This is a genomic window from Marivivens donghaensis (assembly GCF_030410045.1).
In the GTDB taxonomy this organism is placed as follows: domain Bacteria; phylum Pseudomonadota; class Alphaproteobacteria; order Rhodobacterales; family Rhodobacteraceae; genus Marivivens; species Marivivens donghaensis.
Map to the genome: position 1 here is coordinate 12,351 of NZ_JAUFRA010000003.1, position 13,937 is coordinate 26,287.

Here is a 13,937-nt window from a genome sequence, read left to right on the forward strand (position 1 = left end):
CGCAGTTCCAAATTCGAACGTGGGTTATTTCTTGCGCATCGCCTCAAGGAGCGCAGCCCCCAGACCACCCGTTTCAGCCTGCTTCGGCGGGCTCGCCTGTGTCCGCATTCGGGACGGAACCTGGCCCCGCGGACGATCCTGACCGCGTTCATTACGGGTCTCTTTCGCGCTCGCTCCACCATCTTTGCGCATGGTTAATCCGATGCGCTTGCGCGGCACGTCGACCTCGGTCACGGTGACGCGCACAACGTCCCCTGCTTTGACGATCTCATGCGGGTCTTTGACGAATTTATCGGCCAATTGGCTGACGTGGACCAAGCCATCCTGATGGACGCCGATGTCCACAAAAGCACCGAAAGCCGCCACGTTAGTGACTGTTCCCTCAAGCACCATCCCAGGTTTCAGGTCGGTGATTTCCTCGACCCCATCGGCAAAGCTTGCCGTTTTGAATGTCGGGCGCGGGTCTCGACCGGGCTTTTCCAACTCGGTCAGAATATCGCGGACGGTGGGCAGGCCGAATGTCTCATCGACAAAGTCTTCGGCTCTTAGCCCGCGAAGGGCTTGCGCATCGCCCATCAGCGCCCGCACATCTCGACCACAGGCCGCAACGATCTTGCGAGCCACGCCGTAAGCTTCGGGATGGACGGAGGACGCGTCGAGCGGTTCCTTCCCACCCGTGATCCGCAAAAAGCCCGCACATTGTTCGTAGGCTTTCGGCCCAAGTCGCGCGACTTTCAGCAAGTCCTTGCGAGATGTAAACGCGCCGTTGCTGTCACGGTGCGCCACGATGCTCTCGGCGAGAACTGGGCCAAGGCCCGAGATATGGGCCAAGAGCGGCGCAGATGCCGTATTCAGGTCCACGCCCACGGCGTTCACCGCATCCTCGACCACCGCTTCTAGCGATTTCGCCAGTTTGTGCTGGTCCACGTCGTGCTGATATTGACCGACGCCGATGGCCTTGGGTTCGATTTTAACCAATTCGGCGAGAGGGTCTTGCAGACGCCGCGCAATCGACACCGCCCCGCGCAAAGACACGTCGAGGTCGGGGAATTCCCGCGCCGCGAGTTCGGACGCCGAATAGACCGACGCGCCCGCTTCGGACACGACGACCTTGGTCGGGGCTTTGACCGAGGACGGCAAGCGTTTCAGCGTTTCAGCGACCAACCGTTCGGTTTCACGGCTCGCCGTGCCGTTGCCAATCGCGATCAAATCAACGTTGTGTTTCGCGATGAGCGCGAGGATCACAGCCTGCGATCCCTGCACATCCATGCGCGGTTGGAACGGGTAGATCGTCGCGGTGTCCAGAACTTTACCCGTTGCATCAACGACAGCGACCTTCACCCCTGTGCGGATCCCCGGATCAAGACCGATCGTGGCCTTCGCGCCCGCAGGTGCGGCCAGCAACAAGTCCTTGAGGTTACGTGCAAAAACGGTGATCGCTTCCTCGTGAGCCGTGCTGCGCATGTCGCCCAAAAGGTCGAGCATCATAGTCATCGACAGCTTCACCCGCCATGTCCAACCCGCAACGCCAGCAAGCCATTTGTCGCCCGCAGTCCCCGAACGAACACCCAGTTCGGAGGCGATCAGCGACACGGCCCGTGCAGCGCCCTCTTCGTCAGGGGCGATATCGATGGTGAGGAAGCCCTCGTTCGCGCCGCGCAGCATCGCAAGCGCACGGTGGGACGGCACACTCGCCCATTTTTCGCTATGGGCAAAGTAGTCAGAAAATTTCGCACCATCCTTTTCTTTGCCCTCAATCACGCGGGCGGAAATCACCGCCTCACGCTTCATGAACTCACGAAGATCACGCAACAGACCCGCGTTTTCCGCCAGACCTTCGACCAGAATATCACGGGCACCGTTCAGCGCGTCCTTGGTCGACGGAACCGCCTCAGTGATAAAGCCCCCCGCGTGGACCTCGGGATCGGTCGCCCGATCGGACAAGATCAGATCAACCAATGGTTCCAACCCGTTTTCGCGGGCGATCATCGCTTTGGTGCGGCGCTTGGGTTTGTAGGGTAGGTAAATATCTTCCAACTCGGCCTTCGTCGCGGCCTTGTGGATCGACAGCGCCAGATCGTCGGTCATCTTACCCTGCGACGTAATCTCTTTCGCGATGGCCGCGCGGCGCTGTTGCAATTCCCGCAGGTAGGTCAAACGTTCGGCCAAGGTGCGCAATTGCGTGTCGTCCAGTCCCCCCGTCACCTCTTTGCGGTAGCGCGCGATAAAGGGAACCGTCGCCCCTTCGTCCAACAGCTCCACGGCAGAGGTGACCTGTTTCGGGGTGGCGTTAATGTCCTGCGCGATGGTCGCTGCAATGCGGGTGATGGTGTCCAAAGGGGCCTCCAAATACGAACTGGACATCCTTCTTAGCCCCGCATCCCACCCGCCACAAGCAACCCAAGCCCACTGTTTTACCGATCCGAAAGACAAAGCCGATATCGCTGTCTATAGTCGACCCAAACGAACCAAAGCAGCCCGATGACCGCAACCCTGTCTCGCCCCAGATTCACCACGCTCCGTTCGATCATGGCCTTGATCCTGCGTGAGATGGCATCGACCTATGGTCGCTCACCCGGTGGCTATCTTTGGGCCGTGTTAGAACCTTTGGGCGCCATCGCGATCATGGCGTTCGGGTTTTCACTGATGATCAACAAACCGTCCTTGGGCAGCAATTTTATGCTGTTCTATGCGACAGGGTTTTTGCCGATCCACATCTACGGCGAACTCTCAACAAAGGTGATGAACACTCTGCGCTATTCACGGATGCTCTTGGCCTATCCGCGGGTGCTGTGGATCGATGCGATCCTTGCGCGCGTGGCCTTGCACCTGTTGACAGGGATCGTCGTCTCGATCCTCGTGATCGGCGGCATCATCGCGCTGACATCAGCCGAGGCAGACATCGACCCCATCCCAATAGCCCAAGGCATCGGCATGGTCGCCCTCCTCGGCGCAGGCATCGGTACGCTGAACTGCTACCTCACAGGTCGGTTCGAATTTTGGGGCCGCATCTGGGCCATCGCCTCGCGCCCGATCTTCTTTGCCTCGGGTGTGTTCTTCATCCTCGACAACGTGACAGAGCCATTGCGTACATGGCTCTGGTGGAACCCGCTGATCCATGGCGTCGGGCTGGTTCGCGCGGGGTTTTATCCAACCTATGAGGCCACCTACGCCTCGCTCACCTACGGCTATAGCTTCGGCCTGATTGCACTGGTTTTCGGTCTAATCCTGCTCCGCGCCAATCACGACAGGATTTTGTGACAGCCTATCACGTTCGCTAGAGGAGCGTTTACAGATCAGCGCCGCCCGTTACCTATACCGTGACGGAGGACACAAATGCGCAACCTAATCGCCGCCCTATTCACCCTCGCCGCAAGCAATGCAGCGGCCAATCCCATGACCAATTGGACAGAACAGAAATTCGCGCTGTTTTCATCAAACGATTATACCGCGACCGAGACATCAGTTGATGTGCAAAGCGCGGGAACAGTGTCGATGTTGTGGACCGCGCTCCTCCCGTCTGACTGGTCAACGCGTCGGGCCCGCTGGGATTGGTCCGTCACAACGAGCGTGCCGCCAACCGACCTCACGCAAAAGGGTGGCGATGATCGGAACCTATCGCTCTATTTCGTGTTCATGCCCGAAGATGTAGCGCGTCAAAATCAATCCGCCTCAATCCGCAGCCTCCTCGCGGTCGAGGAGGCGCGGGTGCTGATGTATGTCTTTGGCGGCGATCATAAGATCGGCGATGTCCTGCCCTCTCCTTACCTCGGTGATCGGGGTCGAACGATCATTCGGAGACCGGCGGGCAGGGGCAGCTACACGGAATCCGTCAATCTCGCCGCCGACTATGCTCGCGCTTTTGGTGGTGAGGCGACTGCCCTTGTTGGTTTGGCCCTGTCCGCGGACAGCGATGATACCGACAGCCAGATTTCCGCACGGTTGGAGAACTTAAAACTCGAATAATCTTTGGATTAAACCCGACCCAAAGGCCGCCATTACGCCTCATTTTCGCCCCTGCCCCTGACCGTCCGCCCACTGACCATTGGTTCGGTGGAACACGGGAGATGGCGATGAACATCGACTATGCTGGCCGCGCAGGGGCGGCGCTTTATACTGATCTGGTGGTGATTGATGGCGTGCTGGTCGGCACCTCACGTTACGGCGGCGCGATTGAAAGTTGGACGAGCGACCTCAGCCAAATCGACAGCCTCGCTCACACTCGCACCGATACCGTAGGAGGCGAGGCGGAGTTGACAGTTGTCAACTTTTCCGACGGCCCCGCTCTGCTGACAGGAGGCGGCGCAAACGGCAGCCTACAATTGATCAGCTTAACAGATGGCGCTCTGTCCACGGCAATAGACTACGGCGAATTCTCGTGGCCGTCTGACATCACCGCCAGCTCAGCCGTCACGTTAGCCTCAGGCCGTATCGGATTTTACGGCGGCTTCTGGGGTGAGGACGGTATCGCGCGGCTCCAGTTTTCGGGCAATGGCGCGCTCCTCGGCACAGGCTATACGCCCGACACCGCGCAATCCTACGCCTCTGGCATCACAGCGATGACCAAGGCGAACTTTGGCACCACACAGTATATCGTGACCCTGGCCCAAGAGATGAACGGCCTTACCCTGTGGTCGGTGGCAGACAACGGCAACCTCTGGGTCGAAGATACAGTCGACGCCTCGGACGGGCTGTGGATCTCGGCCCCCACCGCGATTGAAACCGTAGTGATCGGCGCGAATACCTACATGATCGTTGCCGCAGCGGGCAGCGGATCGCTCTCAGTCGTCACCTTGGATGCAACAGGCGCCATGTCCGTGATCGACCATGTGATCGACGACTTAGACACGCGGTTCGCAGGCGTCACAGCACTGGCCACGATCCAAGTCGACGGCGAAACGTGGGTCGCGGCAGGCGGCGCGGATGACGGGGTGAGCGTCTTTTCCCTCCTCCCCAACGGTATGTTGGAACCCGTCGCGCACGTGGCCGACACCGTCACAGCGGGCCTCGCCGATGTGTCCACGATTGAACTTGGCAGCACCGATGGGATCATCGACATCTACGTCGGATCAGCGAGCGAGACGGGCATCACCCACCTCACGTTCGACCCCAATGGGGCGACGATATCAGGCACTAATTCGGCGGAAACGCTATTGGGCACCGACGGCGACGACCTGATCTTCGATGGCGGCGGGATCGACATGCTGACAGGTGGCGCAGGTGAAGATGTGTTCATCTTTATCCCCGACGGCACCCCTGACACGATCACCGATTTCACACTCGGCGAGGACCGCATCGACATCAGCAGTTGGGGCCTCATCCGTAATTTGTCCCAGATCGGCTACACCGAAACGCAGGATGGCCTCACGCTGACCTACGGCGAGGAAACACTGCATATCCAATCGTCAAACCCGCTGACATGGGATCAACTCGTCCTACACGACCTCGTGCCCATCGATCGCTATTCAAACCTCACGATGATCGACGAAAACAACGATGCCATCGACCCGTCCCTACAAGACGTGCTGTGGCGGTTCTGCGGAACGGTCGACATCCCCGATGACACCTTAAAACAGATGGTCAACGGAGACACGGATTGGGGGTTTTAGACCTACAGACTGTTCGAAATGCCCAGTGCGGAACCGATCAGACCCAGCACGCTGCGGGCGGAATTGATCGGGCTTTCGGTGGCATAAACGAGGTCGCCAGACATGATCTCAAAGTTGCGGGCGGCAAAGAGGCCGTCTGCGGTTGTGAGGTCCACGGTGAACACGACCCGCTCTTTCGCGGGGCCAGTGCCGTCGGTGCGCAGGACTGATGCGGGGTATTCCCGCAGAACCAACACGCCTTTGGGGTTCGCACGGCCAGCATCCACGCCGCCGATCAGCGAAAGCGCCTGAAGCGCGGTCACGCGATCATCGGGGAAAACGAATTCGGATTGTGTGCCTGCAGCGCCGAGCGCGAGGAAGGTACGGTCGTCTTCTTCGATGAGGATACGGTCGCCGCCCTGCACTTCAGCATCCAGCGAGGGGTTATCGAACAGACGATCAAGCGAGATGCCATAAACGGAGGAGCCACGGATCAGCTTTACCTGCGGGTTCGCCATACCGCCGCGCGCGCCGCCACCTTGGGCGATCAGCGACAGAACCGTCACGTTCCGACCTTCGAGCGGATACACACCCGGCGCACCAACGCCAGAAACGAGGTTTGCGGTATTCGCACGGCCTGGGGTCACAGCAATCTGCACCTGCGCAGACGGGATCGTTTCGAGGTATTTTTCCTCAATCCGCTGACGCGCCGTTTCAGGCGACATGCCCGAGATTTTCAGATCCCCAACGAAGGGCAAGAACACTTCACCGTTCGAGGACACCACAACGTCTTGGAGCTGCGCCGCACTTCCCCCCGCGCCAGCAAGCAGCGCGTTTTCGCCCGTTTCCCAAACGGTCACAGTAACAACATCGCCGGTGTTAATGATTAACGACGACGGCTGACCTGCATTGCGGATCCACGACCGCGACGTGTCACCAACCACAGGCCACGCAGCCAGACCTGATTGGGTATCACGGGTGACAGCGACCACTTCGAACGCAGCCTCTTCGCCAGATTGGGAGGGTCGCGCGGCAGCGATCACTTCTGACTGGAAACCAGCACCACGCGGCGTGTTACACGCGGCTAGGGTGACACAAAGGCCAGCGGCCATCAGATGACGATATGAAAACCCCATGTCCCCCCCGGGAGTGGCTATGATAAGCAGTCTTTGCACCATACTACCCAAATGGATATGGTCAATAACTTGTAGGCCCCTTCGCGGCTTTACCCACAATATTTGGTAGTTTCGACTGGTAAATCGTGCGGCCACCACGTTACCTAGCGGTGAGTAAACAGAGGGCGTCCATGGCTAAAGGCATCGTTGTTGTAGGGGCGGGATTCTCGGGCGCTGTCATTGCCCGCCAATTGGCCGATGCTGGGTTGACCATGACTGTGATCGAGAGCCGTGATCACGTCGGCGGAAACTGCCACACCTCACGTGATGCGCAGACTGGAATCCTGCTCCACCACCATGGGCCGCATATTTTCCACACGGGGGATCGGGACGTTTGGAATTACGTAAACCGCTTTGCCGCGTTTCACCCCTATCGCCACGCGGTGCGGACAACGGTGGCAGAGAACGTCTATTCTCTGCCCATAAACCTCCAGACGATTAACCAGTTTTTCGGCACAGCGATGCGGTCAGACGAGGCACGCGCGTTTATCGCCGCGCAATGCGTCGACATCCCGAACCCCGCCAACTTTGAAGAAGCCGCGCTCGCCTCCATCGGGCCCGCGCTCTACGAGGCGTTCTTTCGCGGTTATACGGTGAAACAATGGGGCTGCCCGCCGACGGAAATCCCAGCCGCGGTGTTTCGACGGTTGCCACTGCGTTTCAACTACGATGACAGCTACTTTGACCATCCCTACATCGGGATGCCAACGGATGGGTATACGGCCTTAATAGAGTCTATTTTGGACCATCCTTTGATCACTGTGCAACTGGGTCAACCAATGACGCAGGCTGATCTAGCAACCTACGATCATACCTTTTGGACTGGCCCTCTCGATGGGTTTTTTGACCATCAATTCGGACGGCTCGGGTATCGGAGCCTTCGGTTTGATGAGTTCCGCGAACGGGGTGATTGGCTGGGCTGTGCGGTGATGAATTTCGGGGATGAAACCGTCCCCTACACACGGATCACTGAACAAAAGCACCTCGCGCCGTGGGAAAATCACGATGCATCCGTGCTCTATGCGGAAACCGCGATCGACTGCGGGCCGAACGATGTGCCCTATTACCCGACGCGACGATTGGATCAGCGGGAGCTGCTGGCCCGCTATGTTGAGGCGGCAGAGGCGACAAGCAACACTACATTCGTGGGCCGCTTGGGCACCTACCGTTACATCGACATGGACGTGACCATCCGCGAGGCGCTGGACACCGCCGCCGCTTACCTCTCGGCCACGGCAAACAGAACCTGCCCGCCTGTATTTTCGGTGCGCCCGCTATGACCCGCATCGCCGCCGTGATCGTGACTTACAATCGGGCGGATCGCTTGCGGTGGACGCTGGATCGCACCTTGGCGGAACCGTTCGATCAGGTGTTCGTGGTGAACAATGCCTCGACGGACGGCACGGCAGAGGTTTTAGCGCACATCAATGATCCTCGGCTGACTGTTATCAACCTCCCCGAAAACATCGGTGGCGCAGGAGGCTTTGCGGCGGGGATAGAGGCTGCAGAAAATGCTGATTGGCTGGTACTTTTCGACGATGATGCTTGGCCCGCTGGCGGCGCAATGACCCAGCTTTGGGCTGAGTTAGAGACTATTTCGCCCGACATTGCCGTTCTTGCCGCCGATGTTCGACTGTCCGATGGAACTGCTTCTGACATGAACCGCCCGATCATCAACCCGTTCTGGAGCCTCAAGGATCGCGCTCTGACCACCCTTCGCCACGGGCGCGGCGGATTTACCGTGCCTGCCGACACTGCCCGCGACATCGATGCGGCGACCTTTGTCGGTTATGCCCTGCGCGGGTCTGTCGCGCGAAAAATCCCGAAACCAGAGGCGGGCCTATTCCTCTATTCGGACGACATTCTCTATAGCCTCGCCCTGCGCAAGGCGGGCTGGCGTATTCGCACCCTGCCCCAGATGCAGTTCATCCATGATTGCGAGACGCTCGCTTCGGGCGATGTTTACCGTCCGTTATGGAAAAACCACTACACCATCCGCAACGGGGTCGAAGTCGCCCGTGTTGCCGCAGGATGGATGTTCCCCGCTGCGCTTGCCTACCTCGTTCTGGTCTGGACCAAGCGGGGGCTGAGGCTACGCGGCGGGGAACAGCGCGCCTATTTTGCGATCTTTGCCCGTGCGTTCTGGCATGGGCTGCGGCGAAAACGCGGGCGGTATGATCCGCTACATCTGGCGCGGCCACGGGCAAAGGACTAGGCTCTGACCAAAGGAGAAACGATGACGCAATCGCCTCTGCCACCAGCCCATGCGGCCACCCTGCGCCCCCGCCATCGCGGGCTCCTCTGGTCGTTTGTGCTGATCGTTATTCTCCCTGCCGCGATTGCTGCCGCTTATCTCTATCTGATCGCAAAGGATCAATTCGCCTCAACGCTCGGCTTCACGGTCCGCAAAGAGGAAACGTCAATCAACACGGACCTCTTTAGCGGATTGGGACGAACCCTCGGCGCGTCCTCGTCATCCGAGAGCGACATCCTCTACGCTTTCATCCGCAGCCAAGACATCGTCGCGAAAATCGACGCGGAATTGGACCTGCGTCGTCTCTATTCCGTGCATTATACCAGCGATCCGCTCATGGGGTTTAACCCTGAGGGCACGATTGAGGATCTGACCGATTATTGGCAACGGATGCTCAAAATCTCCTATGACACGGGCACGGGCATGATGGAGGTTTCGGCGATTGCCTTTACCGCCGAGGACGCCAAGGCAATCGCGACCGCAATCTATGACCAGAGCACGGTGATGATAAACGCGCTTTCGGATCAGGCTCGTCTCGACGCCACCCGCTATGCCGCCGAAGACCTCACCCGCGCAGAGGACCGTCTGCGTGACATCCGCGAGGCGCTGACCGAATTTCGGACTCGCAACCAGATCGTAGATCCAGAGGCGGACGTTGCGGGGCAAATGGGCCTCCTTACCACGCTTCAGGCGCAACTGGCCGAAGCGTTGATCGATTTCGACCTTCTATCCGGCACTGTGCGCGACGGGGACCCGAGGCTCGACCAAATCACCCGTAGGATCGAAGTGATCCGCGCCCGTATCGACGAGGAACGGGGCAAATTTGGTGCGGGCGAAAACGGTGATCCTGCCTATGCGACGACCATCGCGGACTACGAACGCCTCGCCGCGGATCGCGAATTTGCAGAGCTCGCCTATGGGGCCGCGCGGCAGGCTTATGACGCCGCTATTGCCGAAGCGCAGCGCCAATCGCTCTACCTTGCGTCCTATATCCAACCGACTTTAGCAGAACGACCGAGCTATCCCCGCCGCGAGGTGATCTTGGGCCTGATCCTTCTATTCACCACATTGGGCTGGGCGGTGATGGCGCTGATTTATTATTCCCTAAGGGATAGGCTATAACCTTTGGGGATAATGATATACCCGAAAGAATTACACACTTCTCGCGCACGCTTTGCGATAGTTAACCATATCCACCTAAACGCAAGGTTAGTGTGAGCCGTGCGAAAGGTGCCGAATGTAGTGGTGTAACGATGACCTTTCAGTTTCGACCAGACCAGCCAAGCCCTCCTCGCAATCATGCGCCGATTGTTCAGATCAACGGCGTGACCAAAGCCTTTCGCGGCCAAGGACGCGACATCGTGGTGGCAGACAATATCTCTATGACTATCCCGGCGGGCACGGCAGTTGCGCTGCTTGGGGAAAACGGTGCGGGGAAATCGACGCTCCTTAGCATGATCAGTGGCAGTTTGCGCCCCGACGCGGGCCGTATCCTGCGCAACGGCACGGTCAGTTGGCCCGTTGGCTTTGCGGGATCATTCCACGGCGATCTGACGGGCGCGCAAAACACACGCTTTGTCGCGCGGGCCTATGGCGTCGACACCGAAGCCCTGTTGGACTTCGTCACCGATTTTGCCGACCTAGGCGATCAGATCAACAATCCGGTGCGGGGGTATTCGTCGGGAATGCGGGCACGTTTGGCTTTTGCCCTGTCGATGGGGCTGCCATTTGACCTCTACCTCGTGGACGAAGTGACTGCCGTGGGCGATGCCAAATTCCGTGCAAAAAGCGCGATGGCCTTTAAGTCACGCATGGAAAGCGCGGGCGCGATCATGGTCAGCCACAATATGGACCAGTTGCGCAATTTGTGCAGCGCGGGAATGGTGCTCCGCGACGGGCACCTCATGTGGTTCGACAATGTGAACGATGCAATCTGGGCCTATCAGTGCTAGATTTCTAGGTCGGTATTTAGATCCTGAATAAGCCGTTTATGCTTGCGCCCTTCGGCAATGACATCGCCAAACGTCTCAATTCCGCGCGCCTCGCACATCGCCGTCATCTTGATAAAGGCGTGGGCCGTGGCAATCGTATCGCCCATAGCCGTATGCCTTTGTTCGGGCGGAATCACGATCCCCAACCGCTGACAAATCGCATCGAGCGTATGTTCCGCGTCCTGACCGAACACGATCGCAGAGAGCAAAACAGTGTCTAACACGGGGTTAGTAAAGGCTTTGCCAATCCCAGCCTCATGGCGCCTTAGAAATTCGAGGTCGAACGGCGCGTTATGCGCGACCAAGATCGACCCACGGGCAAAGCTATGGAATTGAGCGCCCACAACTTCGATAGTTGGGGCGTTCTCGACCATTTCGTCGGTGATCCCATGCACCTCGGTTGACCGCGCAGGGATCGGACGTTCAGGGTTCACGAGCCGATTGATCTGCTCACCCTCAACGATGCGGCCATTCACAACGCGCAAAGCAGCAATTTGGCAAATCTCGTCGCCTTGGGACGGCAACAGACCCGTGGTTTCGGTATCGAACACAACAAAAGTCAGGTCAGACAGCTTTGCCTTTGTCAGTTTGGCGGGTGGCGTTTTCTGCATAAGGTCAAAGTCATATTCGACCCCCCGCTGCATAGACGGCAGCTTGCGACCCGCCAGATGTGGCAGCGAGATTTTCAGGACCGACCGTCCAAAGCGCCCGAACTCTGGCCAGCAATCAGTCGCGTGAATCCGCAGAACCGACCGCCCCGTCACGCCAGGCACGCCAAAATCGAGAGGCTCATCCAGCCACTGAGACATAATATCAAAGGGTAGCGCATCACCGCTCCAACCCACGGCGATCATCGGGCAATCGTCTTCGTCCGCGACGATCAGTGACGGCACCCGCCCGCCGTGCTGATTGACCACGCGGTCGCACAGATGCGCGAGCAGCACGATAATCGGCAGCGCGGCGACATGCAGTCGGGTTGCATCTGGACCTTCGACGGTCAGATCGTTGATCTCCAGCCGCGATTTCACCGCGTTGACGATCTGACGGGCCGAGACATCCTCCATCGGCCAAAGTGATCCACGACTGCTGTCGTATTCGTCAAAATGATCACCAATGCTGTGCAGCATCGTGTCTAGCCCGTCGATCAACCCTTCGGTCATTTCCGGATCAGCGGCGAGGGCGGCGTCCCGTTTGCGGAACTCAATCGCCGTGCGAAGCGACGCCATATGCGGGCGCAAGTCCGCAAAAACACGCGTGAGCAGCGCCGTCGATTGTCCGACCACCGCCAAATCATGGGTCACATCGTCGATCGACATCACGTAACCGGGCGTCGCATCGCTTTCGTCGGCGGCGTGGGTCAACCGCATCCGCGCAGAGAGCGTCCGATGCCCCAATACGGTCGTAACCAAGGTCGGGATGACCATATCGGGCCCCTGCCCGTATGCGCAAAGGCGGTTATAGGCATCCAAAATCGGTTCAGGTTCGAGGAAGTCGAACAGCGAATGGTCGAGGCCAGGGTGATGGTGGTCCTCGTCCAGCATTTCAGCAGCTACAGAGTTGTAGAACGCTATTTTATGCGTTCCCGAACAGAGCACCACACCGAACGGCACATCCGCCGCCATCGCGACGAGCTGCTGTTTTTCATTGATCAACCGCGTGGTTTCCTGCGCCACCGTCTCGGCCAAGGCGTTGCGGGTCTGCGCGAGGTGGCGTGTGACCTCACGTGCGGCAGGGGCGAGATCACCAAGGTAACGCGCGGTTTTCGGGTCCAGTTCCTCTTCAATGTCCGTATGCGCCCGCGCGATCAGGGCACCCGCCAGCCATTGCATCGGCTTGGCGAGGTTTTCGTCAAACAGATACCAAATCCACGTCATCAGCCCCAAAAAGCCAAAACCACCAATGATCTCTGCAAAGAGGAAACCGTCCTGTTCGCGCTGACTGCCCAGCCACAGGCCAGCGCCAAAAATCCCCAACCCGCCGAGGGTCATGAACACAAAGAACAGCAGAATCCGAAGACGCAGATGTAGGCGGTCTAGCTTCATCATAGGCTCTCCAACTGCACAAACGGCGCGAGAGTCGCGCGCAACTCTGCGGGGCCAAAAGGTTTGGTCAGGGTCGCGGTCGCACCGACGGCCTTAGCCTTGCGGACCTCAATGTCGGTGTTGCGAATGGTCATCAGGATGATCGGCAGCGCGTCGAAATCTTCGCGCAGGCGTAACGTTTGACACAAGGCAAATCCCGATTGATCGGGCAGGCTCGCATCAATGACCAAGAGGTCGTAACCGTTCGAGGCAATCTGGGTGAGAGCCATTTCAGCCGTTGAGGCAACATCAACCACCAAACCATTCGCGCCCAACATCGTCGCGATTGCCTTGGTTATCGGTCGTTCGTCTTCGACCAAGAGGACTTTTTTCTCACCCATTTTACTCTCCACACAACATTAAGAGCGGGAACACACCGCCTGCATCATTGGGTCTTGGGGGTCGAGCGGCGCAAAGGGTTCAGCACCGCCATCCGCCAAAACCCGCGCAATTTCCGAGGTTTCACATTTGAACCGAACAGCAATCACCTGCTCGGGTTGCCAACGCATCATGCGATAGAGAACCGCCTCGCGTTCACCTGTCGCCGCTGTGTCAGTGACATCTGCAACGGCCAAAAAGCCTTCGACCTGCGGCCAAGCGTAGGTCCACGGTTTGTAAAACGCTTTGACCTCTGCGGTGTCGATGACTTCTGCGCCCTCGGGCAGGCCCCCCGAGGTTACTTCAAACCACGAGTATTCGTTGTAGACGCTCAGCCCCAACATCCCGAGGCCAGCCATCACAGGCACGATCCATTGTGGTGCGCGGTTACGAGTGATTTTCCGTATGCCGAAGGCAATCCCTGCCATCCCCACGCCCGCGATCACGACCGCGACTAATTCATATAACAT

The 13,937-nt window shown here is 58.6% G+C and carries 12 protein-coding genes; 7 read left to right on the forward strand and 5 right to left on the reverse strand.

The features are described 5' to 3' along the window. Positions 1-24: 24 nt before the first annotated feature. On the reverse strand, positions 25-2,337 hold the full coding sequence (locus QWY83_RS02935; RefSeq protein ID WP_290245367.1) for a Tex family protein: 2,313 nt from the start codon (positions 2,335-2,337) through the stop codon (positions 25-27). A 144-nt stretch (positions 2,338-2,481) separates the two neighbouring features. Here QWY83_RS02935 and QWY83_RS02940 point away from each other — a divergent pair, with 144 nt between their 5' ends. The 3 genes from QWY83_RS02940 to QWY83_RS02950 all read left to right on the forward strand — a co-directional run bounded on the left by QWY83_RS02940 (position 2,482) and on the right by QWY83_RS02950 (position 5,609). Continuing rightward, positions 2,482-3,261 (forward strand): ABC transporter permease, encoded by a 780-nt coding sequence (locus QWY83_RS02940; RefSeq protein WP_249947241.1) that lies wholly within the window; start codon positions 2,482-2,484, stop codon positions 3,259-3,261. Positions 3,262-3,336: 75 nt separating this feature from the next. Continuing rightward, positions 3,337-3,966 (forward strand): DUF3047 domain-containing protein, encoded by a 630-nt coding sequence (locus QWY83_RS02945; protein WP_249947240.1) that lies wholly within the window; start codon positions 3,337-3,339, stop codon positions 3,964-3,966. Positions 3,967-4,073: 107 nt separating this feature from the next. Beyond that, positions 4,074-5,609, forward strand: a complete 1,536-nt coding sequence (locus QWY83_RS02950; protein WP_249947239.1) for a M10 family metallopeptidase C-terminal domain-containing protein — start codon at positions 4,074-4,076, stop codon at positions 5,607-5,609. A gap of 2 nt (positions 5,610-5,611) precedes the next feature. On the opposite strand, the gene QWY83_RS02955 is transcribed toward QWY83_RS02950, so the two are convergent. Continuing rightward, positions 5,612-6,724 carry a polysaccharide biosynthesis/export family protein gene (locus tag QWY83_RS02955; RefSeq protein WP_249947238.1) on the reverse strand — a complete coding sequence of 371 codons (1,113 nt, stop codon included), beginning with the start codon at positions 6,722-6,724 and terminating at the stop codon, positions 5,612-5,614. A 170-nt stretch (positions 6,725-6,894) separates the two neighbouring features. Between QWY83_RS02955 and QWY83_RS02960 the strand changes: the two genes are divergently transcribed. The 4 genes from QWY83_RS02960 (at position 6,895) to QWY83_RS02975 (ending at position 10,969) form a co-directional block, all read left to right on the forward strand. Continuing rightward, on the forward strand, positions 6,895-8,043 hold the full coding sequence (locus QWY83_RS02960; RefSeq protein WP_249947237.1) for a UDP-galactopyranose/dTDP-fucopyranose mutase family protein: 1,149 nt from the start codon (positions 6,895-6,897) through the stop codon (positions 8,041-8,043). After that, a complete protein-coding gene (locus QWY83_RS02965) occupies positions 8,040-8,978 on the forward strand; it encodes a glycosyltransferase (RefSeq protein ID WP_249947236.1) in 939 nt (312 codons plus the stop codon). The genes QWY83_RS02960 and QWY83_RS02965 overlap by 4 nt, the downstream gene beginning before the upstream one ends. A gap of 21 nt (positions 8,979-8,999) precedes the next feature. Then, entirely contained in the window at positions 9,000-10,139 is a 1,140-nt protein-coding gene (locus tag QWY83_RS02970; protein ID WP_249947235.1) for a KpsE/RkpR family capsule polysaccharide export protein, read from the forward strand. Between the two features lie 131 nt (positions 10,140-10,270). Further along, complete coding sequence (locus QWY83_RS02975) at positions 10,271-10,969, forward strand: ABC transporter ATP-binding protein (RefSeq protein ID WP_353958938.1); 699 nt, start codon at positions 10,271-10,273, stop codon at positions 10,967-10,969. Here QWY83_RS02975 and QWY83_RS02980 read toward each other — a convergent pair. The 3 genes from QWY83_RS02980 to QWY83_RS02990 are packed head-to-tail and all read right to left on the reverse strand — an operon-like array spanning position 10,966 to position 13,937. Beyond that, positions 10,966-13,050 carry a 3'-5' exonuclease gene (locus QWY83_RS02980; RefSeq protein ID WP_290245369.1) on the reverse strand — a complete coding sequence of 695 codons (2,085 nt, stop codon included), beginning with the start codon at positions 13,048-13,050 and terminating at the stop codon, positions 10,966-10,968. The genes QWY83_RS02975 and QWY83_RS02980 overlap by 4 nt on opposite strands. Next, on the reverse strand, positions 13,050-13,430 hold the full coding sequence (locus QWY83_RS02985) for a response regulator transcription factor (protein ID WP_249947233.1): 381 nt from the start codon (positions 13,428-13,430) through the stop codon (positions 13,050-13,052). Before QWY83_RS02985 ends, QWY83_RS02980 begins: the two co-directional genes overlap by 1 nt. Positions 13,431-13,448: 18 nt before the next feature. Then, on the reverse strand, positions 13,449-13,937 hold the full coding sequence (locus QWY83_RS02990) for a hypothetical protein (RefSeq protein ID WP_249947232.1): 489 nt from the start codon (positions 13,935-13,937) through the stop codon (positions 13,449-13,451).